General features: G+C 55.0%; 23 protein-coding genes and 2 pseudogenes. 5 read left to right on the top strand and 20 right to left on the bottom strand.

The genetic code is table 11. The features are described from left to right. Positions 1–11 precede the first annotated feature (11 nt). From AC0JZ1_RS20865 to AC0JZ1_RS20810, 12 genes are all read right to left on the bottom strand, one after another. A complete protein-coding gene (locus AC0JZ1_RS20865; protein WP_471884343.1) occupies positions 12–1415 on the bottom strand; it encodes an FAD-dependent oxidoreductase in 1404 nt (467 codons plus the stop codon). Positions 1416–1439: 24 nt separating this feature from the next. Continuing rightward, positions 1440–2333 carry an isocitrate lyase/PEP mutase family protein gene (locus AC0JZ1_RS20860; RefSeq protein WP_471884342.1) on the bottom strand — a complete coding sequence of 298 codons (894 nt, stop codon included), beginning with the start codon at positions 2331–2333 and terminating at the stop codon, positions 1440–1442. Between the two features lie 61 nt (positions 2334–2394). Next, positions 2395–3096 carry an ABC transporter ATP-binding protein gene (locus AC0JZ1_RS20855; protein ID WP_471884341.1) on the bottom strand — a complete coding sequence of 234 codons (702 nt, stop codon included), beginning with the start codon at positions 3094–3096 and terminating at the stop codon, positions 2395–2397. Continuing rightward, positions 3089–3829, bottom strand: a complete 741-nt coding sequence (locus tag AC0JZ1_RS20850) for an ABC transporter ATP-binding protein (protein ID WP_471884340.1) — start codon at positions 3827–3829, stop codon at positions 3089–3091. The genes AC0JZ1_RS20855 and AC0JZ1_RS20850 overlap by 8 nt, the downstream gene beginning before the upstream one ends. After that, positions 3822–4799 carry a branched-chain amino acid ABC transporter permease gene (locus AC0JZ1_RS20845; protein ID WP_471884339.1) on the bottom strand — a complete coding sequence of 326 codons (978 nt, stop codon included), beginning with the start codon at positions 4797–4799 and terminating at the stop codon, positions 3822–3824. Before AC0JZ1_RS20845 ends, AC0JZ1_RS20850 begins: the two co-directional genes overlap by 8 nt. Beyond that, entirely contained in the window at positions 4799–5665 is an 867-nt protein-coding gene (locus tag AC0JZ1_RS20840; protein WP_471884338.1) for a branched-chain amino acid ABC transporter permease, read from the bottom strand. The genes AC0JZ1_RS20845 and AC0JZ1_RS20840 overlap by 1 nt, the downstream gene beginning before the upstream one ends. 65 nt (positions 5666–5730) lie before the next feature. After that, the gene (locus AC0JZ1_RS20835) at positions 5731–6948 is read right to left on the bottom strand and encodes an ABC transporter substrate-binding protein (RefSeq protein ID WP_471884337.1); all 1218 of its coding nucleotides are present in this window, start codon (positions 6946–6948) and stop codon (positions 5731–5733) included. Positions 6949–7005: 57 nt separating this feature from the next. Further along, positions 7006–7620 carry a 3-isopropylmalate dehydratase small subunit gene (leuD, locus tag AC0JZ1_RS20830; RefSeq protein ID WP_471884336.1) on the bottom strand — a complete coding sequence of 205 codons (615 nt, stop codon included), beginning with the start codon at positions 7618–7620 and terminating at the stop codon, positions 7006–7008. 10 nt (positions 7621–7630) lie between these two features. Next, positions 7631–9037, bottom strand: coding sequence for a 3-isopropylmalate dehydratase large subunit (gene leuC, locus AC0JZ1_RS20825; RefSeq protein WP_471884335.1), 1407 nt, complete (start codon positions 9035–9037; stop codon positions 7631–7633). Between the two features lie 56 nt (positions 9038–9093). Next, positions 9094–10032 (bottom strand): polysaccharide deacetylase family protein, encoded by a 939-nt coding sequence (locus AC0JZ1_RS20820; RefSeq protein ID WP_471884334.1) that lies wholly within the window; start codon positions 10030–10032, stop codon positions 9094–9096. Further along, positions 10032–10979, bottom strand: coding sequence for a polysaccharide deacetylase family protein (locus AC0JZ1_RS20815; RefSeq protein ID WP_471884333.1), 948 nt, complete (start codon positions 10977–10979; stop codon positions 10032–10034). The genes AC0JZ1_RS20820 and AC0JZ1_RS20815 overlap by 1 nt, the downstream gene beginning before the upstream one ends. A gap of 1 nt (position 10980) precedes the next feature. Next, entirely contained in the window at positions 10981–11658 is a 678-nt protein-coding gene (locus AC0JZ1_RS20810; RefSeq protein ID WP_471884332.1) for an isochorismatase family protein, read from the bottom strand. Positions 11659–11898: 240 nt separating this feature from the next. Here AC0JZ1_RS20810 and AC0JZ1_RS20805 point away from each other — a divergent pair, with 240 nt between their 5' ends. Continuing rightward, positions 11899–12435 (top strand): carboxymuconolactone decarboxylase family protein, encoded by a 537-nt coding sequence (locus AC0JZ1_RS20805; protein WP_471884331.1) that lies wholly within the window; start codon positions 11899–11901, stop codon positions 12433–12435. Positions 12436–12474: 39 nt separating this feature from the next. Here AC0JZ1_RS20805 and AC0JZ1_RS20800 read toward each other — a convergent pair whose 3' ends face one another. From AC0JZ1_RS20800 to AC0JZ1_RS20775, 6 genes are all read right to left on the bottom strand, one after another. After that, the gene (locus AC0JZ1_RS20800; RefSeq protein ID WP_471884330.1) at positions 12475–13578 is read right to left on the bottom strand and encodes a glycoside hydrolase family 88/105 protein; all 1104 of its coding nucleotides are present in this window, start codon (positions 13576–13578) and stop codon (positions 12475–12477) included. A gap of 8 nt (positions 13579–13586) precedes the next feature. Next, positions 13587–15140, bottom strand: coding sequence for a polygalacturonase PglA (gene pglA / locus AC0JZ1_RS20795; RefSeq protein ID WP_471884329.1), 1554 nt, complete (start codon positions 15138–15140; stop codon positions 13587–13589). A gap of 76 nt (positions 15141–15216) precedes the next feature. Further along, positions 15217–16479 (bottom strand): ABC transporter substrate-binding protein, encoded by a 1263-nt coding sequence (locus AC0JZ1_RS20790; protein ID WP_471884328.1) that lies wholly within the window; start codon positions 16477–16479, stop codon positions 15217–15219. 39 nt (positions 16480–16518) lie between these two features. Next, positions 16519–17613: an ABC transporter ATP-binding protein gene (locus tag AC0JZ1_RS20785; protein WP_471884327.1), complete on the bottom strand. Its 1095-nt coding sequence runs from the start codon at positions 17611–17613 to the stop codon at positions 16519–16521. Between the two features lie 2 nt (positions 17614–17615). Continuing rightward, entirely contained in the window at positions 17616–18500 is an 885-nt protein-coding gene (locus AC0JZ1_RS20780; RefSeq protein WP_471884326.1) for a carbohydrate ABC transporter permease, read from the bottom strand. A 4-nt stretch (positions 18501–18504) separates the two neighbouring features. Next, positions 18505–19386 carry a carbohydrate ABC transporter permease gene (locus AC0JZ1_RS20775; RefSeq protein WP_471884325.1) on the bottom strand — a complete coding sequence of 294 codons (882 nt, stop codon included), beginning with the start codon at positions 19384–19386 and terminating at the stop codon, positions 18505–18507. A 214-nt stretch (positions 19387–19600) separates the two neighbouring features. Between AC0JZ1_RS20775 and AC0JZ1_RS20770 the strand changes: the two genes are divergently transcribed. Continuing rightward, the gene (locus AC0JZ1_RS20770) at positions 19601–20512 is read left to right on the top strand and encodes a helix-turn-helix domain-containing protein (protein ID WP_471884324.1); all 912 of its coding nucleotides are present in this window, start codon (positions 19601–19603) and stop codon (positions 20510–20512) included. A gap of 78 nt (positions 20513–20590) precedes the next feature. Here AC0JZ1_RS20770 and kduD read toward each other — a convergent pair whose 3' ends face one another. Together kduD and kduI are read right to left on the bottom strand one after the other, a co-directional pair. After that, on the bottom strand, positions 20591–21334 hold the full coding sequence (gene kduD / locus AC0JZ1_RS20765) for a 2-dehydro-3-deoxy-D-gluconate 5-dehydrogenase KduD (RefSeq protein ID WP_471884323.1): 744 nt from the start codon (positions 21332–21334) through the stop codon (positions 20591–20593). Further along, positions 21331–22155, bottom strand: coding sequence for a 5-dehydro-4-deoxy-D-glucuronate isomerase (gene kduI / locus AC0JZ1_RS20760; protein ID WP_471884322.1), 825 nt, complete (start codon positions 22153–22155; stop codon positions 21331–21333). The genes kduD and kduI overlap by 4 nt, the downstream gene beginning before the upstream one ends. A 617-nt stretch (positions 22156–22772) precedes the next feature. Between kduI and AC0JZ1_RS20755 the strand changes: the two genes are divergently transcribed. The 3 genes and pseudogenes from AC0JZ1_RS20755 to AC0JZ1_RS20745 form a co-directional block, all read left to right on the top strand. Then, positions 22773–24419 (top strand): sensor domain-containing diguanylate cyclase, encoded by a 1647-nt coding sequence (locus tag AC0JZ1_RS20755; RefSeq protein WP_471884321.1) that lies wholly within the window; start codon positions 22773–22775, stop codon positions 24417–24419. 1320 nt (positions 24420–25739) lie between these two features. Next, positions 25740–25913 (top strand): annotated as a pseudogene (locus AC0JZ1_RS20750) (IS6 family transposase); the annotation flags it as partial. A gap of 5 nt (positions 25914–25918) precedes the next feature. Next, positions 25919–26200, top strand: a pseudogene (locus AC0JZ1_RS20745) (DDE-type integrase/transposase/recombinase); the annotation flags it as partial. Between the last annotated feature and the right edge of the window lie 151 nt (positions 26201–26351).

The raw sequence follows: 26351 nt of genomic DNA, 5'->3' as shown, positions 1-26351 counted from the left end.
GCGCAAGGCCGTCATGCAGTCTCAGCGGCAATCATTGCGGCGGTCATTCCTGCCAATCGCCCGAATGCGGTGGCTGTGAGAAGTCCGTTCCCGGACAAATATCCATAGTTGGAGTCTCCGGAGACGCCGCGTGCAGCACCGCCGCCTGCCAGAAGATTAGGAAGGGGAGAACCATCGGTTCTGAGCACACGCGCTTGTTCGTTAATAACCAAACCACCTTGGGTATGGAAAAGCGCGCCATTCACCTTCACTGCGTAATAGGGTGCAGTGAGCAGCTGATCTGGCGTAAAAGTGCGGCCCAACCGATCCGGCTCGCCCGTTTGAGCAGACTGTGCGATGGCACCGAATTCAGCCTCAAGTCGCTCAAGCGGAAGACCAGTGACGGACGCCAGCTCCTCAAGACTGTTGGCCGTCTTCACGCCACCGAGCTTGCGAATTTCCCGGTAATCATAAAAGCCCATTGCTGCTTCTTCACCGGCAGCGCCATAGATATCCCAGGCAACATTGCCGGGCTGCGCGGCAACTTCTCGCGCATGTTCTGAATAGCCACGCATCTCATTGGAAAAGCGTTCGCCTAACGTGTTGAACAACACGCCGCCCTTGGTGATAACCGCCCAGGTGAGCGGCAGCGAATGGGGATGCGCCACGGAGCCATGTCCCTGATAGGCCCCCATATCCGCCAGTTCCGCGCCAAGCGCCTTGCCCCACTTCGCTGCATCGCCCGTGTTGGATAGATGGCCGCAACATTCCGCCTCGGCGATTTCAGGAATATAATCGCGCACCATTTGCGCATCGCCTGCAAAACCACAGCAGGCAAGAACGAGCGCCTTGCAGCCCACGCTTTCCAGTTCGCCATCAGGACGGCGAAACCGCACACCCTTCACCCGGCCTTCGCTATCTATATAGAGATCTTCCACAGACGCACCCGTCAGAAGATCAATCCCCGCATTTGAGACTGCGGCGAGCAGGTTCTGCTCAAGATCGGCACCCGTTCGGCTTTTCGGCCCATGCATGCGCATTCGAGAGTGACCGGGATACAGGAACCCTGTGACCAACTCGAATTCAACACCGTGACGTTCCATCAGCCAATCGATCATGGGCCCGGCAGTGCGGGCTGCCACAAGAGCCTGATCGTAAGGTGTTTTATCATGCGTCTTGGCAACCAGATCCTTTGCAAACAGCTCCGGGCTGTCGTCTATTCCAGCCTCCTTTTGCAGGCGCGTGCACGGTGCCGGGATGAGACCCGCGGAAAGAGAAGTCGAACCTGTCGGGTTTTCATCGCGCTCTAGAATGAGAACGTCCTGACCCGCATCATGCGCGGCAAGGGCTGCCACGAGGCCGCATGCTCCCGCACCGATCACCACGACCGGAACCTCAAATTCAAACTCAACAGTGTCAGCTGAAATTACGGCCATGGTTTCGACCTCCTCCCTCAAATATCAGTAGTTCGTCCGGCTGTTTTCCGGTGTGCCGTAACGTGCCTCCAGCTCTTGAACTTCAGGCATGCGGGCCATGTCGAAAAACTGCTTGAAGCTCATGACATTTGGAGCAACCGAGGCGATGGTTTCCTCGGCTTTCAGTACTTCAAGTGTGCGGCGTGCTGCCTCGCATGCGGATAGTAGCAGCCAGTTAGGATAGATGATGAGCTTGAAGCCCAGCGCCTCGATTTCCGAACGTGTCAGGAACGGTGTCTTGCCGGATGTCGCCATGTTGTAGAGAAGCGGAATTCCTGGGAAACGTGGCGCGATATGCGGTAGATCGTCAGGGCCGGGGCTTTCGACAAAAATCACATCCGCACCGGCTTCACGATACATTTCCGCACGGTCAAAAGCCGCATTGCGGCCATGGAGTGCCAGTGCGTCGGTGCGAGCAATTACCACGAAGTTTTCGTCAACACGCGCGTCAACCGCGGCTTTGACCTTGGCCACCATGTCTTCAGCTGAAATTAATTGCTTGCCCGCCAGGTGGCCGCAACGCTTTGGCAAAACCTGATCTTCCAAATGAACAGCTGCTACACCACCTCGTTCATAAAGCTGAATGGCGCGGCGGACATTCAACGGACCGCCGAAACCATTATCAGCATCGGCAATCAGGGGAATGTCGGAGGCATCTGCAATGCGCGTGGCATTATCGACCATTTCAGTCATCGTCAGAAGGCCGACATCCGGGTAGCCAAGGCGGGTGGCCGATGTGCCAGCACCGGTCATATACATGGCATCGAAGCCAGCTTCGGTAACCAGACGCGCATACATGGCGTCAACCACACCTGGAGCCATGAGGGCTCGTTCGCCTGCAAGCAACTGCCGCAGGCGTTGGGTCCGGGTAAGAGACATAATCTTCTCCGCTTCTCCGTAGATTTGATGGTTCTCCGGCCCAGAAGGGCCGAAAGCTTTTTCACATGCCGAGATAGGCCTGGCGCAGTTGCGGATCTGTCAGCAAAGCTGCGGCCTCTCCTTGCATCACGAAGCGCCCTTGCTCGAGAACATAGGCGCGCTTCGCCACATTGAGCGAAAGCATGACATTCTGCTCCACAAGGAGCACCGCCACGCCATCAGCATTGATCTTGGTAATGAGGCTGAACATCTCCTCGACCATCAGGGGGGAGAGACCGAGAGACGGCTCATCCAATATGATGAGTTCCGGTTCCGACATCATGCCACGCCCGATAGCGAGCATCTGTTGCTCACCACCGGATAGAGTTCCCGCTGACTGATCAAGCCGTTCCTTGAGGCGTGGAAAGATCGAACAAATTCGCTCGAAATTCTGCTTCACATTGCCGCTTGCACGACGAAAGGCGCCAAGTTTTAGATTTTCCGCCACCGAAAGGTTCGGGAATATCTTTCGGCCTTCCGGTACGTGGGCGATGCCCATGGCCACAATCTCGCGTGGCTTCAGGCCCGTAAGCGATGCACCTTTAAACGAAAGACTGCCCTTACTTGGTCGGATAAAGCCCGAGATGACATTGTTGAGCGTCGTCTTGCCAACGCCGTTGGAACCGAGGAGAGCAACAATCTCGCCCGCCTCGACCCGCATATCGACGCCCTGAAGAACGGTCATGGAACCATAGCCAGCGCGAATACCTGAAATCTCAAGCATGGCTTTCCTCCTGTAGGCGTGCCGCAGCGCCGTGGCCAAGATAGGCTTCCACAACCGAAGGGTCACGCACCAATTCGCGTGGTGGACCATGGGCAATCATCTTGCCTTGGTTCAGGACATAGGCCGTCTCGGCAAGGCTCATCACCGCCTGCATGACGTGCTCGATCATCAGGAACGTGTGGCCTTTTTCGCGTATAGTGCGGATGATGCCGACAATCTCCGTGATCTCCGAGGGGATGAGACCGGCCATCACCTCATCAAGCAGCAGCAGCTTGGCACCTGTGGCAAGTGCGCGGGCAAGCTCCAGCCTTTTGCGTCCCGCAATGGTCAGCGAAGCGGCAGGCCTGTCGAGCATGGAGCCCATGCCAAGGCGCTGGCCAACATCACGCGCGACGGCCATAGCCTCCTTGCGATCATGATGATGAAGATAGGCACCAACGGCGATATTTTCCTGAACCGTGAGACCCGCAAAGGGCTGCACGATCTGGAAGGTGCGGATCATGCCAAGCGCACAGATACGGTGCGGCGGCAGCCCGGTGATATCCTGTCCCTGGAAGCGAACAGAACCTTCATCTGCCTTGGTAAAACCTGCGATCATGGTAAAGCAGGTCGTCTTGCCCGCACCGTTTGGTCCAAGCAATCCGACAATGGAGCCTTCTGGTACGTCTAGCGACGCATCCGAAACTGCCTTCAGGCCGCCGAAGCTTTTCGAGAGATTGCGCACTTCAAGCATTGTCGTCTCCCTTCTTGCGAACGGCACCGATGCGGCCAGCGAGCCCCACCAAACCCTGTGGTAGGAACCGCAGGGCACAGATGAGCACCACCGCATACAGAACGAAGTTCAAGCCCGGTGCATTGGGTAGAAGATGCTTTGCACCTTCGCCAAGAAGATGAAGTCCGAGCGTGCCGACCAGAGGCCCCCAGACTGTACCGGCCCCACCGATAATCGGACCAATCAGAGCCTCAATAGAAACGGCGCTTCCATAGACCACGGAGCTATCGATAAAGAGCCATTGCTGGAGGTAAAGCACGCCCGCCAATCCACCAAACGCACCGGAGATCGCCATGGCCTGTACCTTGATCTTGTAGGTATCGATACCGAGCGCTCGCGCTGCATCTTCGTTCTCACGCACGGCAATCAGATAAGCCCCAAAGCGGGAGTATTTGATGAGAGCCGTGAGGATCATCACAACCGCCACGACGGCGAGAAGGATGGTGTAGGAAATAGTGCGGTCGCTGAACTGCAAGTTTGAAAGGCCAGGCGCGAGTTTTAACTGAAGACCGCTTCCACCTCCCGTGAAGTCAAAGGAGGAGGCGCAGATGCGCAGCACTTCAGCGAAGGCCAAGGTGACCAGCGCGAAGTAAGATCCTCGCAAGCCGTAGCGAAATGCCAGCGCGCCGATAAAGGCTCCCATGGCGGCGCCTGCCAGGATACCCGCCACAAAGCCAATCCAGGCGTTGACGCCATAGGTCACCTGAAGAATGGCCGAGGCGTAGGCTCCTGTTCCATAGAGAGCTGCATGACCGAAAGAGGAAAGTCCGCCGAAGCCGCCCGTGATGTTCCAGGAGAAGGCGATCACTGCAACGATCAAAGCATTGATCGTAAAACCCATCCACACGGGTGAGGACGCAAAGTAGACCCCGATGAGATAGGCGATGGCGGCAGCCGCCAGCGCAATTTGCCCGATTGATTGTGATTTCATCAGCGGACCCTCCCAAGAAGACCTGACGGTTTGAAAAGAAGGATCAGAATGAAGGCGAGGAAGATGCCGATTTGGCCGAGGCTTTCGCCCAGGAACAGGCCGCAGAGGGATTCAATCACACCCAGCAGAAGTCCCGCAATCAAAGCTCCTGGCAGGCTACCCATGCCGCCCAAGACCACGGTGGTAAAGGCAACCAGCACGAAGGTGTAACCAACCTGAGGGGTGATGTAGAATGTTGGTAGCAAGAGGCATGCCGCAAGCGCAACACAGGCCGTGCCAATGCCGAAGCAAATGGCATAGGTGTGGTTCACATCGATACCGACCAATTCTGCGCCACGCTTTTCAATGGCCACGGCGCGGATGGCGGAGCCAGTGCGCGTGTAGGCCATGAAGCACCACAGCAGCGGTGCCACTGCAATTGCCGCGCCGAAGGCGATAACCCGACCAAGCGGCAGATATGCACCTAAGAACTCCACGGTGTCGTAGGCATAGGCAATATCGGCTGTGCGGGTATTCGAGGTCCAGAAATAAAGCGCGAGGTTATCAATGATCATCGAGACCGCGAGCGTGATCAGCAACACGTTCTGCTCCGATCCACTGCTCATGGGTGCAATCAGACCGCGTTGAAGAGCATAGCCCAGCAGAAAGAAAACCGGCAGAACAATCGGAATGGCCAGATAAGGATCAATGCCGAGATAGGTGTAAAGAAAGTAGACCGCATACAGCGCCAGCATCAGCAGGCTTCCATGCGCGAAGTTGATAATGTGCAAAACGCCATAAATCAGGGTCAGGCCCAGCGCCACCAGCGCATAGACTGCCCCCATCATCAGGCCGCTCAACACGGCTGGAAAGATCAGACTCGACATCGGGATTCGCCTCTCGATCAGGTGAGGAACGTCCCCGGCGCTTAAACCTCCGGGGACGGGCGATCTTATTTCTTGGCAGGAATTGGGAAGACAGCTTCCGCCGTTGCATATTCCTTGGGGAAGACCAGTTCGATCTTCTCACCACGGATCTGCGTGTTCACCGGACGTGAATTGACGTTATCGCCATTGACAAATTTCGTCGGGCCATAAGGCATGATGGACTTGTCGAAAGTGGAGGCAGCCAAGGCCTCGATCATCTTCTGGCGATCATCCGAAGCCGCCCGCTCCAGCGCATCGGCGATAACCTGTATTGCGGCGTAGGAGACCATGACGTCGTAAGTCATGTCGAGCTTCGCATCTGCAACCTTCTGCGTCAAAGCCTTGGATTCGTCCTTGTTCGGGTCATACCAGTGATTGCAATCCATCACATACTGGGCGACCTGATTGTTTTCGCGTACGAACTTGATGTTGGAAGCTGCCCCACCAAGGATGGAGTAGATTGCCTTCAGTTCGACGCGCTGCTGGTTCAGAGCACGCGCCATCAGCGTATATTCGTTAAGGTAGTTGGACGGGATCAGGATATCTGCTTTGGATGCCTTAACGCGCAAGGCAATGTTCGAGAAGTCACGCTGCGGCGTAGGGTGCGAAATGGTTTCAACCACTTCAATGCCCTGCTTGGGCAGTTGCTCCGCCATGATCTTGGCCATGTTGGAACCAAATGGCCCATCTTCGTGAACAATGGCCGCTGTCTTTACAACATTTCCTGCGCCCTCATTGAGCAGCTTGAGGTTTTCAAGTGCAACGCTGGTGCATTTGTTGACGCCGGGGGTGAAGCGGAAGACGTTGGGGAGGCCACGCTGCACGATGGTTTCAGCCGTACCAATGGAGAAAACCTGGGCCAGATTGTGCTTTGCGGCCGCCTGCGAGGACGCAAGACCGAGCGCCGAAGCTGTGGCACCTGTGAATGCACAGGCATTGGCCTGGATCAGCGTATCGACGGCAGAGGCTGCCGCTTCCGGGCGGCTCTGTGCATCCACGACAACCAGTTCAATCTGTCGACCGCCCATGCTCTTTATGCCGCCAGCAGCATTGATGGCTTCAGCAGCAAACTTGGCGCCCGCAGCACTTTGCGTGCCATTATAGGCAAGATTACCGGTCAGCGGCTCAATGACGCCGACCTTGATCGTGGCGTTCTGTGCACGCAAAACCGTTGGTGCCGCCAGTCCCACAGCAAGTGCGCCTGATGCTTTCAACAGGTCGCGGCGATCAATCTTGAAGTTCATCTTGTTATGCTCCCAGTTTTTTTGTTCGACGGCGAGAATGGCCGGCTAGTCCGCCCGTCAACGATCCAGCCAAGGTTGCAAGTTCATTCGATTTGTTTCGAATTTTTTGATTTGATCGATGTAGGTGAAGGTCATCTCAATCTCGTCCAGACCGCGCACAATGCAGTCACGGGCAAATTCGTCGATAACGATAGGTTGAGTTCCAAGATCCCCGGGCAGAACCAGTTCGCGGTTCTCCAGATCGACAGTCACCTCTGCCTGAGGGAAATCGTCCAGATGCTGCGCCAGCGCATGGCAAAGTTCCGGCTTCAATTGAACAGGCACAAGACCATTTTTCAGGGCGTTGTTGTAAAAAATGTCGCCAAAGCTCGGTGCAATGAGAGCTCTAACACCATGATCAACCAGTGCATAAACTGCGCCTTCTCGGGATGATCCGCACCCGAAATTATCCTCTACGAGAAGAACGGTCGCCCCCGCAGCCTCCGGCTTGTTAAGAGGGAAGGCTGGATCAAGCTCACCCTGGTCGTTGCGACGAATATCATGAAACAGAAACTGCCCGTAACCTTCAGCGCGATCTGCCTTCAGGAACCTGCCAGGAATGATCTGGTCCGTATCACAATTGACGCCCGGAATGGCCACGACCTTGGATGTTTCGCAGGTGAAGGCTTTCATCGTGATCTCCTCATACCTGCCGAACGTCCGTGAGACAGCCGGTAATCGCTGCCGCAGCCGCCATGGCCGGGCTGACCAGATGCGTTCGCGCACCCGGTCCCTGCCGGCCCATAAAGTTCCGATTGGAGGTGGACGCACAGCGCTCTCCCGGCGCCACCACATCACCGTTCATCGCCGCGCACATGGAACAGCCGGATTCTCTCCACTCAAAGCCTGCCTCCACGAAGATTTGGGCGATGCCTTCTTCTTCCGCCTGCTTCTTCACCTGTGTCGACCCTGGAACAACAATCGCCGGGATGACGGCCTTACGACCTTTCAGTATGGATGCAGCAGCCCGCAGATCTTCGATCCGGCTATTGGTGCAAGAGCCGATGAAGACCTTATCAAGCTTCAAACCGGAAAGAGCAGTACCTGGCGTGAGTTCCATATATTCCAGTGATTTAGCAGCGGCTTTTCGCTTATCCGCACTATCAAATGCTGAAGGGTCGGGGACGCGGCTATCGATTGCCACCGCATCTTCTGGGCTTGTACCCCATGTCACCATGGGTGCGATGTCTTCGCCTCTCAAGGAAACTTCAGCGTCAAAATGTGCTTCATCGTCGCTGGCGAGCGTTTGCCAATGGGCGACAGCCTGCTCCCATTCCTGCTCATTGGGCGCATAATGCCGTCCTCGCACATAGGCAAAGGTGGTTTCATCCGCTGCCACCATGCCGAAACGAGCAGCTGCCTCGATGGACATGTTGCAAAGGGTGAGCCTTCCCTCAATGGAAAGATCGCGCACAACACGCCCGGCAAACTCAATGGCATAGCCACCAGCACCAGCCGCACCAATCACGGAGATCAGCTTCAGCATGACATCTTTAGCGGTTACGCCCTGTCCCAGCACGCCATCAATCGTTACGCGCATGGTCTTCGGCCGCAGCTGCCAGATCGTTTGCGTGGCAAGCACATGGGCATTTTCCGATTGGCCAATGCCAAAGGCTATCGCTCCAAGCGCTCCCTGGGTCGAAGTATGGCTATCGGAACAGACAATCATCAGCCCTGGAAGGGTTATGCCCTGCTCGGGAGCTACCACATGTACGATGCCTTGCTCACGGCTGGAAATGCCAAAATGGCGAACATTGCTCCAAGCCATGTTCTCATCGAATGTATCGATCATTCGGGCGATGGCAGGGCTTGCCGCGTCGCCAGAGGTTCGGCCCAGAGTCGGAACATAATGATCCGCGACGCCAAAAATCTGCTTGGGTCGGCGCGGCTTCAGGCCGCGACGCTTGAGATCGGCGAAGGCGTGGAAACTTCCCTCGTGGATCATGTCACGGTCGATATACAGCAGTGACGGACCCGCTGGATGGCGAAAGATTTCGTGCTCATCCCAGATCTTGCCAAGCATGGTGCGTGGTGCAGCCGTGTGCGCCATCTTCAATCTTTCTCTTGCGAACGAAGACATGGTTGACGAGTGGATATCTCCACTCTTCAATTACCTTCGGTTTGCAGTTGAGCGCGAAACGCCGCGCAGATTTCGCCACATGAAGCGGCCCAAACGCCTTCGTGCGATAAAATATAATCCAGCGCCTCACGCAGATATTCGACCCGGTAAGGCATGCCTGAAACCCAACTGTGCAGAGGAAGGCTCATAATGCGCCCACCATATTCCGCACTTTCGCGGTAGAGCACGTCGAAACGATCCTTGATTTGCTGTACCCATTCGGCTTCGGACTGGAAGTACTCGTCGGCCACCACGCGATCGTCGGTTTCATAGGCCATTGGCATCGCAGTCAGCGTGCCATGCTTGGTTTTCATTTCGTAGGGCATGTCATCATTGGCCCAATCGAGACCATAGATAATGCCATTTTGGCTGAGCAAGTCCGGCGTATTGAAGCCCTGCGCCCGCCCAGGCGACAGCCACCCATCAACATTCTGGCCGCTTGCATCCCTCAGAAGCGTCAGAGTTTCAGAGACGAGCGCGTTTTCATCGCTTTCGGAGAGACCCGAGTGATGGACCTTGCCCATATCGAGCCCATGCGCCACGACCTCATGACCGCCATCCACCACGGCCTTGATAACCGCCGGATAACGCTTCGCGATGATGCCGTTGATGGCAAAGCTGGCTTTCAAACGCATTTCGCCTAAGAGCCGAAGCACTCGGAAAATGCCGATCCGGTTGCCGTAATCGCGGTTGGTGTAATAGCGAAAATCCGGGTAGGGCATGGATAGCGCGCCCGGAGCCTTGAACGGCTTGGACGACATATCGAGCGGGAAATGCTGGACATGCGTGACGATGGAGAGCGCGATGCGCGCACCATTGGGCCACTCCACTGGCTTGCGCTGAAAAAGATCACTCCACTCGTAGCGATCATGATCCATCCCATAGCGGCGAGCGGGGTAATGCAGATAATCTTCCGGCATGGACATCAGCGTGTCTCCTTCCCGGCATTGTGCGCGGCCATGGCAGCCGTCATCGCGTCATAGGCACCGCTTGCATGATAGGCTTCCGCGATTTCGCGGCCGGTTGCCTGCCAAACACCTTCATGTCCAGCAATGTATTCAATGGCCTCGGCAAAGGCATTTATGCGGTGAGGCTGCCCTACGAGATAGGGATGCAGCGGAATGCACATCACCGTGCCGCTCTCATCACCTTCCTTGTAAAGCTGATCGAACTGGCGCTTGATGATTTCGCCATAGTGGCGAGGGCTCACCTTTTGCGTATTGTAAACGATGACATCGTTCATCTCGAGCGAATAAGGCATGGAGATAAGCTTGCCGGATTTCACTTTGACCGGCATCGGCTGGTCATCATGGAACATGTCGCACGTGTATTGGATGCCTGCTTCAGACAGGATATCCATGGTCCAGAAATTGTTGGATAGGGCAGGGGAGAGCCAACCTGCCAGCGTTTGGCCCGTATGCTTGCGCACCGTAGAGAAGGCATCACGAATGATTTCGCGCTCCTGCTCGATATCGAGATTGTAGACATAGCGCGTGTTGTAAATGCCGTGGGAAAAGAACTCCCAACCGCGGTCAGCGCAAGCTTTGATGATTTCTGGGTGATGATCGCATAGTGCGACGTTAAGGGAGACGGAGCCGCGAAAACCGGCCCTGTCCATCGCTGCCATCATTCGCTGCCAGCCGGCCCGGTTACCATAATCGCGATGTGAATATTGCAGGACATCCGGGTTCGGCCTCGCCCAAGGCGTGCGCGTCGGATTGTTCGGCGGATTGTATTCGTAGAACTCAATGTTCGGAGCGATCCAAACTGCAATTTTCTTATTGCCGGGCCAGACAATTTTTGGCCGGTTGGGCCAAGGCAGATAATCATACAGCCCCAGGTCAGACTTCAATGCGCCTTGTTCAACAGCCATCTCAGCGCACCTCCGGCTGATAGGCCTCGTACCAGGCAATCGCATCCGCAACCGGGATCACGTCGCCATACTTGACGGAGATATCGTAGAGATTGGCAAAATGCGGGCTCTCATGCTTATCAGCCACGCATTCTTCCGGAACAATCACGCGGTAACCGCGCGATATCGCATCCACCACGCAAGCGCGAACGCAGCCCGACGTAGATCCGCCCGTTAATACTACCGTGTCGCATTGATGCCAGACCATGAGCGACTGAAGGTTCGTCTCATGGAAGGGAGAGGCCATCCGCTTATTAATAACGATGTCCTTGACGTGATCGATTTCGAGCCTCGGATCAAACTCCGCACGGCGCGAGCCGACCTTGATGTTTTGCAACGAATCCGGGGTGTTTGTTCGCGTTCCCCAAACACCGCAATCTTCCCCGGATTCCATATAGGCCACATAGGTCCAGGTGATAGGCAGACCCTTCTGCCGCGCCAGCCTTGCAAGCGCGTTGACATATTCCAGCTGTTGCGGATCAGTTTCGTAAGCCGTCACGAACTCTCCCAGGCTGGTATAGGCACACTGGAGGTCAATGTTGATCAGCATCGGCTTCCTGCCGAACCCGAAACGCTTACGCGTCGGGTTTGCCTTCGCCTGTTCATAAAGCTGACGCGCGGTGAGGGATGACAGTTCCATAATGGCCTCCAGTAATACGCAGCCTCCCCACAAAACCCTTGAGAAGGGTGCTTGCTCCTGCTGGGTTTAAGCTGCATCAGTAAAATCTATTGTTATCACTTTATATCATTTGTAAAGTCTCTTTTCGAAACTGATGGAAAGCTTTTTCGAAAGCGCCCAGGCGTTGTGCAATTGCCCCTGAACGATGATTGAGATGCTCTTGCTTTGAGCAGCGGTCGCAAATTTTAGAGAAGGAAACCCATGACCCAGCCACCCTGCCTACCCATAGAGGATGATGCTTGGCCGCATTCGATTCATGATTTAAAGGATGGCTTTGCCGGGCAGTTGAACGTCTACCGCACAATGGCGCATCATCCGGCTCTCCTGAAACACTGGGCGCCTTTGCGACAACACCTGGTGAAGGAGAGTGCGCTCGGGGCTCACCGCTCTGAAGTCGTCATTTTGAGAACGGGCCATCGTCTTGGATCAGAATATGAGATCGCCCATCACATCAGCCGCGCACGCGCGCTAGGATTCAGTGATGCTCGCATCCGGGCAATCCTGGACGAGCCGGAAGCGGAGGATGCGCTCATTGTGCAAGCCGTTGATGCCATATTCGACAGCCACTTCATTCCCCCGGAACTGGAAGCAGCTCTTGCTGCCACAATAGGGCGAGAGGCAGTATTCGACTTGATCGCGACTGTCGGCTTTTACATCATCTTAGGGGCAATCGTCATGACCTACGATACGCCGGTGGACGATAAGATCGCGGCACAGCTGGCCGCCACGCCGCTTTAAGTCGTCGCGGAGGCTGAGGCATGAGGGTCTCGTAGATACTCAAGCGGCTGGTTGGGAGAGCAAATATTCGGCATAGGCCATCATCAGCGGACCGACGCCTTTGGCATCGTCGCTGACCACTGGCTCTGTGAGATAATAGGCAGGCGTACCATCGCGATAGTTTCCGTCGAATCCACCGAGCCCTGCCACATGGACAATGCCAGTGAGCCGCGTAACGCCGTCGCTTTCCAGTATTAAGCGAGTGTTGAGCAATGCTTGGAGAGCGTGCTGGCCGGCTTGGTCTGTCCGTGCTTTTTGCTCGGAGGAAACAATGCCAAGCCGCGCAGCCCTCAGCAATGCGTAGGCGAACATGGCAGAGGCCGAGCTTTCCTCATAGTTCCCGACAAGTTGCGGCTCATCAAGAACCTGCTCCCAAAGCCCTGAAGGTCTTTGACGCTTGACGATCTCCTCCAAGAGAAGACAGGTGCGCAGACCCAAAGAATGGGTTGCTTCATCCCTCGGCAGCAGCGTGAGCGCGTCAATCAGCGCCATTGCCAGCCATCCGATTGCACGCGCCCAGACAGCGGGAGATTTGCCGGTTGCAGGATCGGCCCACTTTTGTTCCCGGCTATCGTCATATCCGTGCACATAAAGACCGCCAGATGTTGCGGTTAATGCCAAAGCGGCTGACATCTGCTGCAGGGCATCAGTAACGAGGCCAGGTCTTTGTGTTACAAGCCCATATTCGATCTGGAACGGCAGGCCCATGTATAGCCCATCTAGCCAGACCTGATGCTGGTAGCGCTTTTTGTGCCAATAGTTTCCGGAGCGAACCCGCGGATGGCTTTCCAGCTGACCGGCAAGACTGCCCGCTGCCGCTAGGTAGCGGGGATCACCCGTCTCCTCTGCCATTGGAAACAGAACCCGTCCGGCCAGAATATTATCGATATTGTATTCCTGCGGATCATAACCCGTAAGCTTACCATCCGTGGCAATTTGAGCATCGGCCAAACGGTGCAGATGGTCGCGCCACCGCGCATCACCCGTGGCTTGGTGGAGAAGCAAAAGTCCACGATAGATGCAGCCATCCTCATAGCACCAGGGGCCGCCCTTATAGGCGCGATAGCGGTGAGCGAACTGATCAAAATAGGCAAAAGGGTTCATTCTGCGTCTCATTCAAACGAAAGGGAAATGACTGCGTTGCTCAGCAGGGATGCGTCATCGCAATCAAGCTCAGCATGCTCAGCCAGAATTGGCTCATGCAGCATTGGCCGCACACGATCGGCCATGATGGGCGGCACCGAAACAGCGTCTGGGTTCATTGATACCAGCTTAAGCCCACGAATTTTGATGTTGCGGATGGGTGCTTCCGGCAGACCGAGGAATACGCCAGCCGCATGTTCTAAGCGGCGAATTTCCACGTCTTCGACAGTGACGCCGTCGATTGCGGGTGTTCCCGCATCTACCGGCAGAGGTTGGCGCGTCTGCACCCAGTGGTCATGGCCGTCAGAATCACAGTGATAATGAGCGTTGACGGAAAGCGCTGTTTGCACCCCATCGAGAAGCACCCGGCGCATGCTGATATTCGTGACCGAACCGCCGCGACCGCGACGGGTCTTCAAGCGCAAGCCGCGATCCGTTCCCACCATCTCACAATCTTCGATGGTGACATCATGCACGCCGCCAGACATTTCCGAGCCGATGACCAGCCCGCCATGCCCGCGCTCCATGAGACAATGCGTGACAATAACGTTCCGTGTTTCAGCCAAATGATCGTCTTCGCCGTTTGCTCCGCGTTTTCCAGCCTTGATAGCTATGCAATCATCTCCCACGGAAAAGCGCACGCCGGTGATCGTCACATCGCGGCAGCTTTCCGGATTGAACCCATCGGTATTCGGGCTATCGTGCGGGGCTGAGATGGTGAGGCCAGCTGCCAAAAGCCGCTCGCAACCTTGCGGATGAATGGTCCAGGAAGGGGCGTTGCGAATACCAAACCCCAGCAACAGGACATCGCGGCACGAGATCAAATGCAGCCCCCGAGGACGCCTCGCACCCTCGCGTGTTTCCTTGGGCCAGGTCCACCAGTCGCCTTTGTCACCGGAGCCATCGATATTACCTCGCCCTTCGATGACGAGTCTATCTGCATGCAGCGCGTGAATGGGCGCTGCAAAGCATGCGGCTGGCAGACCTTCCCAACTTCCCAACATTTCACCAAAGGCATCTCGCGCAGGCAAGATGGGCCAACCTGCACGACCTGAAGGCGCGCGTAGAATCGCACCATCACAAAGATGCAGGGTCATTTCGCTTTTGAGAGCGATTGGGAACGTCGTCCAGTTTCCGGGAGGCAGAAGCAAGGTGCCGCCAGACGGGACGGAAGAAATCGCCCGCGCCAAGGCCACCGCATTCTCGCGTGCCATATCGAGGTCATCTAGCGCGACATCTGAGATGATACCAAATTCAGACGCATCCACGAGGCCAGCGCAGGGCTTCGTTTGGAACGCAATCGGCTCGCAGCCTTCGGTTTCAAAGCGATAATGCGCATCGGGTGAAAGCTCATGGAGAAGCATGACAACGTTATCCGCTTCTCCCGACTGGCACGGCTCGGTCCGATCATCCATGAACAACTGCCATGGCCGCTTCGAGGAGAGGCGATAGAGCGCATCGGGTTCCGGCAGGCAAAGCGATGCCATGCGCGCGGACTGCGCGATAAGGACAGGTTGAATCATGGGCCTATCTCGTCAGATGCCCGAAAGGGCAGGGGAGCCTGCCGCTTCGCGCGGCAGGCGGATCATAGCTATTAGGTCAATCAAATCTGGCCAGAACGTCATTCACCATGTCAATAATCTGTTCGGCGGCAGACTCGGCGGAGAGCTGACCGTATGCATATTCCTCCAAGCTATCGATAAAGGCGGCACGGATTTCAGGATGCTCGTTGAAAGGCGAGACAACCGGACCGCTCGCTGCCATGACGATAGCATTCGCGGCGCGAACCTCCGGCTCGCCCTTGTCTCCCAAACGTTGTGCGGCAGCCTTTGATGCCGGAAGCCCCCGTGAGGTCCCCAGCGCATCAATGCCCTCCGGCTCGTTCAACAGGCAGTTTACAATTTGCGCGGCCGCTTCCGGGTTCTTGGAGTTCTTCGAAATCGAGAAGACCATGGAAGGCTTTCGGTAGACACCTTCGGTTACAGCATCTGCCAGCTTCAACATCGGCACCGGCTTCAAAACCTGACCTTTTAGAGGATCGGCGTATTTGGAATAGGTCGAATCCCACTCGTAGGAACCAGCGACCCTACCCTCAGCCCAAGCAGGCTTTTCGAACAGGTTGACGTTTCCGTCTGAAGCTTCTTCCTTCTGCGAGCGGATAGCTCCTGTTTCCACGAGCTTGCCTAGGAATGAAATGCCCGCCGCAAGCTCTTGCGGCGTCCAGGCAACGCGGTTGGTTTTAGTGTCGACCAAATCCTTGCCCGTCTTTTGTACGACAGCCAGCGTCGTCAGTAACTGGGCGGTCTCCTTGACGGCATTGAACGTGTAATAATCCTTGCCAAGCTTTTCCTTGATGGTCTTTGTAGCTGTAAAGAATTCATCCCAGTTCTTTGGGATGGCCACGCCTGCCTTTTCAAACGTCGTGGCATTGAAGAAGAAGACGCGGCCTGTCGTGGAAACTGAAAGTCCCTGCAACACTCCGTTCATGGAGCCTGCCGCCAAATCTTCATCAGTCCAGTTGGAAAGATCGAGGCCTTTTAATGTGCGTAGATCGGCAAATCCGGTGCCGTTTTTGGAGAACAGCGGCAGCCACGGCCAGTTCACCTGCATGATGTCGGCTTCCGTCTTGCCTGCCATCTGGGTCGTCAGTTTTTCCAGATAGCCATCAAATCCGGTAAACTCACCTTTGACAGTGTGGCCGTATTTCGCGCCGCAGGCGGCAATGGCCTTTTGCGTGGCAGTATGACGGCTTTCCCCACCCCACCAGGACATGCGCAATTCAGCAGCCTGGACAGTTGCGCCAAGCGCCATCGCCCCATAGGCAACACCAGCCAGCATGGCGAGAGTTTTTGTCAATCTCATCAGGTTCTCCTCCTTGAATTTTAGCCGTATGCCGCCTCCTCACAGCGAAACATTGCGGCCATCATTTTTATCGAAAACATGCAGATTATCGGGGTCTGGCCGCAGCCGGATGGTGTCTGAACGACCCAGCGCCTCGAATTCGGCAGCGCCCACTACGCTCACCAGTTTCCGACCTTCCAATTCTGCATGAAGATAGACTTCATGACCCATGAACTCCGCATTGGTCAGTCGGGCAGCGAGTGCAGGGCCATCGGCCACCAGTGATAGATGCTGCGGTCGCATGCCGATCACGGCGTCAGTCGGACGTGCAGAAAGCCGTCGTTCCAGATGCGGGCCAAGCGCCAGACGCTGGCTACCAATCACAACCTCACCGCCGTCCAGGCGGGCATCGATCAGGTTCATTTCCGGGCTGCCGATGAAACCCGCAACGAACAGATTGGCCGGGTGATTATAAAGTTCCTTAGGTGTTGCCACCTGCATGATACGCCCTGCCTGCATGACGCAAATACGGTCGCCCATGGTCATGGCCTCGGTCTGATCGTGCGTGACGTAAATGACCGTAGAAGACAGCCCTTCCGCCTTTAACTGGCGATGCAGATCGGTAATGCGAACCCTCATGGAAGCGCGAAGCTTGGCATCCAGGTTAGAAAGAGGCTCATCAAACAGGAAGACACCCGGCTTCTTGATGAGAGCCCGGCCAAGGGCAACACGCTGTGCCTGTCCGCCGGAGAGTTGCTTGGGCAATCGATCCAGCAGTGGTTCGATTTCCAGAAGCTGCGCAACATGATCAATGGCCGCGTCAATTTCAGCCTTCGGCTTTCCGGCAATCTTCAATCCGAATGCCAGGTTTCCGCGCACCTTCATATGCGGATAAAGCGCGTAGTTCTGAAACACCATAGCGATGGAGCGTTTACCCGGCGGCAAATCGTTGACGCGCTGGTCGCCGATGACGATCTCTCCCCCGGAAATCTCCTCCAGGCCAGCCACCATGCGAAGTGTGGTGGATTTGGCGCAACCGGAAGGGCCGACGAACACCATGAACTCGCCATCTTCGATATCGAGGTTGATGCCATGCACAGCCTTGAAGGCATTGCCATAGATTTTTTCAAGATTTTTGAGTTGAACCTGAGCCATGGTCAGCCTTTCACTCCCCCGGAGGAGATCCCTTCAATAAAGTACCGTTGCGCTGCGAAGAACACGATGAGCGCGGGAGCGATCGTCAGCACCGACATGGCCAGAATGCGGTTCCATTCGAATGCTTCAGTGGTGTCGATGGACAATTTGAGCGCAAGGCTGACCGGATATTTATCGACCGAGGAAAGGTAGATCAGCGGCCCGAGGAAGTCGTTCATGGTCCACATGAACTGGAAGAGGCAAACCGAGATCAGCGCTGGCGCGAGCATTGGCACGACGATGTAAACCAGCGTTTGCAGGCTGTTGGCACCATCGACACGCGCAGCTTCCTCCATGTCGGATGGCAGTGAGCGAAGGAATTGCACAAGCATGAATACGAAGAAGGCATCACCAGCAAACGCCGACGGTACCCACAGGGGCAGAAAGGAATCCAGCCATCCCAGATCGCGAAAGAGAATATATTGCGGGATGCGGGTAACAACATTCGGCAAAAGCAGAATAGCAATGACCGAGCCAAACAAGATCTTTTTAAGCGGAAAATCAAAGCGGGCAAATGCATAGGCCGCCATGGTGCAGGAGATGGCAGTGCCAATGACCTTCGGCAGAATGATAAGCAGGGAGTTCCAGAAGAACCGACCGAATGTGTAAGGTGTCGAGGTCTGCCAACCTTTAGCATAGCCATCCAAAGTGGGATTTTCAGGCAGAAAGCCAGCACCTGCAAAGATTTCCGAGTTCGTTTTGAAGCTCGCGCCTACCAGCCAAATCAACGGGTAGAGCATGATAAAGCCCACCACGAAGAGAAGGAGATAGCGGACTGTGGTGGAAAGAAGTCTCCATCGCGCACGGCGTGCGGCTTGAATGTCATTGAACGCTTGAGAATTTGTCATGGCATCAATTCCGCTTGTCGCCAGCGTAGTAGACCCACTTCTTCGATGACCAGAAGGCCACCAGGGTCAATACGGTGATGATGGTGAACAACACCCAGGCAATAGAGGAGGCATAGCCCATGTTGAACTTCTTGAACGCCTCGTCGTAAATGTAGAGAGGCAGCAGATAGGTCGCCTTCAATGGCCCGCCTTGAGTAATGATGTAAGGGCCGTTAAACTCTTGGAATGCCTGGACCATCTGCATGATAAGGTTGAAGAAAATGACCGGTGTCAGCAGCGGCAGGGTGATGGCGAAAAAGGTTCGAATCTTGCCCGCACCATCAATAGCAGCGGCTTCATAAAGTGATTTATCGATGGATTGCAGTGCCGCCAGAAAAATCACCATGGCTGAACCGAACTGCCAGCAACGCAGCAGTGTGATGGTGAAAAGCGCATTGACAGGATCACCGAACCAATCCACCGGCGACAGCCCGACATAGGCTAGCGCCATATTGGCCAGCCCCTCCGTCGCGAACACATATCGCCACAAAACCGCAATCGCGATCGACCCACCTAAAATGGATGGCACATAAAAGGCTGTTCGGAAGAAACCGATAAACTGCAGCCTGTAGTTGAGAATGGCCGCAATGAAGAGTGCGAACGCCAACTTCAACGGAACCGTTATGAATACATACAGCAGCGTAACATTCAGTGACTTTATGAATGTCCGATCTCGCGTAAACAGGCGCTCATAATTGGCAAGGCCGGTCCAGCGTGGTTCGTTCATCAAGTCATAGCTGGTAAAACTCAGATAAAAAGAACCGATGAACGGGATAGCCGTGAATACAAGCAACCCGATGATGTAGGGTGAAAGATAACCGAGACCCAGGAACCGCTGGCTCTTCATCTCACATCTCCGCACAGGCGCAAGCGCCCGCATCGATAGATACAGTTCCGTCCAAAATAATGCTCCCGCACTGGTACGAAAAGACACACGGCCTCCTGCCGCCTTCTTTTGTTATCCAGTCTCCTCCCAAAGCAGATCTGTGCCTTAAGACTGATTGTGCAATGACATTCTTGCATTTTTGACGCAGAATGAATGAACAAAGGAGAGGAAAAAGATGGACGAAATTGAAGGTGGAATTCTTTCCACGATTCCGCCCGCCGCGCTGACACTCAATCTCACCCGCGCCACCATTCGAATGGAACATTCCCAAACGTGGAAAATCGACAAATCGAATTCGGTCGATGACCTCGTCATATGTCTGGAAGGACGGGGACATTACCTGATTGGCGACGATGAGCGCATTATGGAGCCCGGCGATGCCATGCTGATCCCGCGGGGCCAGCGCTTCATCGGTTGGAACGAGGAGCGCCAAACCTATCTCGGCCTCGCTCAACATTTCACCCTGGATATATACGGTCGCCACAACCTGATCGCGCAAATGGATTTTCTGCCAAAGTGCAAACTCTCGCGCTGGTCTTTTCTGGAACCGCTGGCGCGGCATTATCGACAGAGTGCGCCGCCATCCTCTGTGACTCTGGGTCAACATCATCTTTTCATGGTGCTCTTGATTGCCTTTATCGAGGATGCCTTTGTCGGCTGGCGTGATCACGCGACCTATCAACCGGATGGAGTGGACGCGATTGATCTTGCGGTCATGAAAGCAGCGACCATGATTTCGGCCAACCCGCTCGATCCAGAAATAGCAGAAAAGGCCGTAGAGGCATCTCCTTATAATCGCGACTATTTCTTACGCGAATTTCAGAAACGTGTTTCTCGCACACCACGGAAATATCAGGAACTGAAACGAATGGAGCGTGCCATGCACTTTCTGGAGGCGGGACTTTCCGTTTCTTCCGCGGCAGCAGAGGTTGGATATTCCGACCCTTATTATTTTTCCCGCATGTTCAAGCGCACTCTCGGCTTAAGTCCTCGCGATCATATGACAAAGGTCCGTCAGAGCCGCCATGGGGGCTTGATGAGCCTTGATGAGCCAGAACAGGCGGAATTATTGCAAAGACACCGTTGACTGAACCTATCGAGGCAATCGCATTGACTGCCTCAACTTGTCATACATATTTCTACGTTTATTGGCCAAGCGTCGCCATTAGCGAGCCAGCCAACCCCCGTCCACGTTTAGGACTGCGCCATGAATGTAATTGGCGGCCGATGAGGACAGGAAGACCGCAGCGCCTGCAATATCATCCGGTTGCCCCCACCGGTTCGCCGGGATGCGTTCGAGAATGGCCCTGTTGCGAGCAGCGTCTGCGCGCAAGGCTTCGGTATTGTTGGTTTCGATATAGCCAGGCGCTATAGCGTTGACGTTGATGCCCTTTGCCGCCCATTCATTGGCTAGAAGCTTGGTCAGACCAGCCACACCATGCTTGGATGCTGTATAGGACGGGACACGAATACCTCCTTGAAAAGAGAGGAGGGACGCAATGTTGATAACCTTTCCCGGCTTGGCCTGGGCGAACAATTCTTTTGCAAAGGCTTGGGTGGTGAAGAACAGGGACTTGAGGTTCACGTCCATCACCGAATCCCAATCCTCTTCGCTGAAATCAACAGCATCAGCTCGGCGGATAATGCCAGCATTGTTCACCAGAACATCATAACCCTGCTCGGAAAATATTTCACGAGCAGCCATTGAGTCGGCAAAATCGAGTAGCAGCGACGATGCCTTGCCCCCTTTATCCTTGATGAGCTGAAGTGTTTCATCTGGAATGCGGCGCGCGGCGCAAACGACCTCAGCTCCGGCACCCGCGAGGCCTACCGCAATGGCTTGGCCAAGGCCAGTGTTGGAACCAGTGACAAGAGCCTTACGGCCTACAAGCGAAAAAAGCTCCATCATTTCAGATCGCTCGGCTGGATAAAGTCCATATCCGTATAGTCGATATTGTCGCCAGCCATGGCCCAAATGAAAGTATATGAGCCGATGCCCGCACCGGAGTGAATGGACCAAGGTGGAGAAATGGCACCTTCTTCATTGGAAATGAAGAGGTGGCGGGTTTCCTGCGGCTCGCCCATCAGGTGGAGCACACGCGATTTTCCGTCCATGCCGAAATAAAGGTAGGCTTCCATGCGGCGATCATGCACATGTGAGGGGATGGTATTCCAGACAGACCCATCTTCGAGCGTGGTGTAACCGAGCACAAGCTGGCAGCTTTCCATGACCAAGGGATGGATGAACTGGTTGATCGTGCGCTTATTGGATGTTTCCACCGCTCCTAGCTTCACCTCTTTGCTGTCACCAAGAGTGATCAACCTTGCAGGCAGGCTGCGATGCGCAGGACATGAAACGATATAGAAGCGCCCATGTCCGGCAAAGGTAACAGGGCCACTTCCCGCGCCAATATAGAGAACATCGCCCCGGTTCAGGGTGTAGGTTTCGCCGCCGGCAGAAACCGTGCCTGTATCGCCGATATTCACCACCCCCATTTCACGCCGATCAAGGAAAGAGGGAGTCTTGGTTTCCGCAACTTCATCGAGAGTGAGGGACGCACCAGATGGCACTGCCCCACCCATGACAAAACGGTCATAGTGGGTATAGATCAGGCGTATTTCACCTGAGCGGAACATGTCCTGAGCTAGGAAATGCCGACGAAGACCATCCGTATCCAGTGCCTTTGCGTGTTCAGGATGAACCGCCTGTCGCGTTTCAACAGTTAGCATGAAATTCCTCCCAATGCGAATTCGACCCAACATATAATATATGTTTGGACTTATTGTATGATGAATTGGCTTAGGTCAAGCCGAGATCCGGTTAAGCGGTGTCATGATAGGGGAAGTATCCACCGCCAAAGGCGCTCTAAATAGTTCCGGGCGCCGATCGCGCGGGAGAGTGCAACATGAACGATCGGGTTGACTACGGTCGCACTTCATCCTTCAACCCACCCCCAGGACACAACATGTCGGATAATCAGCATTATGGAACAGAGGAAGTAATGTAGCCGCTGTCGATCAGTATCCGATTCATCCTGAAGATCCTGGTTCAAGGCAGCGCTATTTTCCAAATACATTGATTACGCTCGGCCTGCTTTATTTTCGAAAATGCCTCTACGACATTGATGGCAAGGCTGCGCTAATAGGAGGCCTGAACTGCTTTGTAGTCTCCGCCAAGTGTCAGATGCTCTATTGCTGCCTTAACGGCATTAAAAGCATTTTGCGATATCCCAAGACCTATGAAATCGGGCTCCTCTTTAAAAAATCTAACGGTATATCTGCTCCTGGTGATGCTAGCCCCACTGGGTGCTGTTGTCGCCAGGGCGAGCGAAACCTCGAACATTCGAATGTCATGCTGGGCCGCCTCCACGCTTGCAGAGGATATCGTCGCAGCGGCTCGTGATGAACCTAGATGGATATGCTCTGGCGCAAACCACCAGTTTTCCATCAATGCCGAACGGGTGCTCCTCCGTTTCAATATCACACCCAGTCAAAAGCCTCCTCGATATCTTCTTTCACGGCGAAGCGCGCTTGAAGCGGTGCATCTGCTGGCCATCGACCAAGATGGCACGGTTCAACAGACGACCTTCCCTTCCGCCGAATTGCGCAGCTCCATGGCCGGCGGCTACTTCAAGGCAGTTCTACCAGATGTAACTCAAACGACCCGGCAGATTGTCGTTGTCTTTGATCTTCCGAGCCACAAGATGACGTTGGAGAAAGCATATCTTTCACCTGTTGACGCAGGCTCGAGCGTTGATGATCTGCGACTTCTGCTGATCATAGGCGGGCTTGCGGGCATGCTCGTCATGCCACTCATCTTCAATGCGGCATTTTACCGAACCCTGCGTGAGCCGTTCGTTCTCTGGCACTCGGTCCTCACCTTTTCGCTGCTGATGACGATATTCGTTACATCTGGTTTGTCGGTAATATTTTTCGATCCTCCGGCTGAGACGCTAAGTTGGATGACAACCCTGATCTTCGGCATTACGATCGGCTCAGGATCGATGTTCACCTACAGCTTCATCGAGCCGGGCAAGATCCATCCCATCCTGCGGCGCATCCTACCATATTGTGCTGCATGGGCGCTTATTCTGAGCGTAGTTCATGCGACCTTTCCCTTCATTGCGCGCCCGCTCCAATCGACAGCCTATACGGCAGCATTTGCGCCGGTTCTTGGTGTCTTCGTTTTCTCGGTGGTCGATTCATTATGTCGAGGAAGCCGGGCGGCGCGTTTCCAAGCCATCGGATACGCGCCTTTGGCCCTAGTCGGATTGATACGACTGGTGACCGGCCTGGCTCCCTGGCTGTTCAGCGCAGATGCCTTGCTTCTGTTTTATTTTGGCTGCATGTTTGAGGTGCTTTTCACAACGCTCGGGGTTGCGGAACGCCTTATGTCCATCAAGCGAGAGCGGGATGGTGCTCGCAACGAGGCCGATCTGCTCAAACGCCTCTCCGAAACCGATCCACTGACCGGGTTGTTCAACAGGCGGGCGATAGAGCAGCAGTTCGAGCGGCTTCTTGAGGAGAGTTTTACCGCACTTGCAGTCATCGACCTTGATCATTTCAAGGCGATCAATGATCGATACGGGCATACCGTCGGCGATGAGGTGCTCAGGGCTGTCGCCGTCGCTCTGAAGGCAGGCTCGAATTTGCGCGCCTACCGCCTTGGTGGCGAGGAGTTCCTGCTTCTCCTGCGAGGTCACGACGTGGTTGTACAGGCCGAGTTTTGCCGTCAAGCAATCCCTACGACCGTCGCCAATGCGGTCCCGGGTCTCTCAGGGCCCGTGACGGCAAGCATGGGAATTACAGCAATCTCTGACGATGAAAGCTTTACGACGTTGTATGAACGAGCGGACAAGCTTCTTTACGAAGCCAAAAGTGCGGGACGAAACACAACCCACAGCACAATCCCAGCGGCGCAGTCACCAAACGCCACTCTGATAGATCAGGCGATCGTTCCCAGCTTGGAAGCAGCGATGGCGGGCACCGGCTAATAGCCGCAAGAAGGTTTCGATGCAGCGGTAGCTACAATCTGGTCCTGAATCGGACCTAACTCCGAAATTTTCTCTGAACAGATGAAGTACGGCTTAGAGGAAATTCAACAAAAGACTGAAAGACCGACTGAAAGGCGCGTAGCCGACCGGCAGCTATCTGTCCCGAAATGTCTCCGTGCGGCCGAGAGCAGACTTTGTCCAAGAATTCTCCAAACTAAATGAAAACGAAATCAACGCCAGCAAAGCTGCGGCTTGACGGGTGTTTAGGTTCGGGTTCTTTCAAGGCTAAACAAAAACCTCGGCTCGGACAGAGACTGTATCACTATCCGAGCCGAGTATGTCATTCGATCTTACCAGCCTCTCAAACCTGGTTGAGGATCTTAGAGCCAGTGCGGCCTTGTCTTGCGGAAAAAAGCGGTCGTAGTGCTGCTGCACCACATTAGGCGTATCTTGGTAGGCATAGCTTGCCTGCTGGTCGGATCCGGTCTGCTTCAGAATATGCGTCGCAAGAATGTCCCGTAGATTGTCCGGTCCTTTTGGAAGGATTCCCTTGAGCGCACCCGTCGCGTATAGGGATTAAAGATGCCGTAACGTTGGATAACAGTCCGCCAAGCCTCGTAAAACGTGGCCGAATTGCGAGCAGCATCGATACTGGTCGTCATCACAGTCTTCACGAATAGCCTTCGGGGTCTCTCGCAACACCGAGCAGAACAACACGATGTCTGTCGATATGGGCGTAGATGTATCTGGACAGATCGGGAAGGTCGGTAAACTTGCGGGCGTAAGGAATTCCCAACCCTGATCACGCTCGCTCCAGCGCAGCTCACCGCATTTCAAATCCTGCAGCCGGCGTTCTGACGCGGGATATTGCCCAAGGGGCAGACACGAAGTTGGCGAAGGTTGATTCGCCTGAGCCCAAGGTGCAGGCTCAGGCGAAGTGATAGGAATGATGTAACAGCTTCCGCCGCTGATTGAGAGTTTCTGTTCTTCTTCGGATTATGTCTAAAGATCTCGTCAGTGATCTTGCGATATTCCACCGCGATGCACGCGCATCACTCGCTGGATCTCCTTGGGAGGGTTGGCCGGATGCCGATTAGCCGCAACACAGGCGCCATGCCAGTCACTGACCTCCAATTCACTTCCCGCTGCTCAATCAAGCCCGGGATCGGTCTGACGTTCTGAAGTAGGTCCGGATGCTGCCTTATCCAGCCGACGCCCACGCGAGTAAGAGCCTGAGCGACCATTGGAATGTCTTCCGGCTCTGTTCCAAAAATAGTTTGATGCCAGAAAGAGCGCTGGTGGTTTTCAGCGAGATTTTTGATGAACGATTTTATGTGGCGTCATTTCCAGGGTGAGTGATTTTATGGGCGGTTCGTTGATATTGCCGCTATGGGGTGAGGGACTGCGATCTTGAAAAGATGATGGGTGAACGGGAGCGTGACGGTCGATCATTCTACTATTCATCGCTGGGTCCAGAAGTTTGCGAAAGCCCTTTTCGCCAGCAGGTAAAATACCCAACCAATCTCGTCGAGGCCGATCACGGCAAGCTCAAGCAACTGTTCGGGCCTATGAGGGGATACAAGACGCTGAAAATAGCTAGTGCGACGATCAAAGGATTCGAGGTCATACTGGCTTTGCGTGGCGAGCAGGCAGCTATTCTTAACTTGACGGGCGACATTCGTGGAGAAGCACGGATCGTTTCACGAGCCTCGGGATTGGCCGAGTGCGCGCAACCGAGGTGGTGGCCCTCCTCGCCCCCAATATCTGCCCCAAAACAGTGAGACTAAGCTGAAGGAGGGCCTGTCCACAGCCAAACGAAATGTTTGCAACAGAGTCCGCGGCGGACGAAAAGCGCGTGCTTGACCGCTTCTTCAGAGGTCCGAAGCCGCGCGGCCATGGAAGCGGGCTCGGGCTGTCGATCGTCCAGATGGC

This window comes from Affinirhizobium capsici (genome assembly GCF_977018625.1).
The sequence above is the reverse complement of the archived record's forward strand: the minus strand, read 5'-3'. Positions and strand labels throughout refer to the sequence as shown.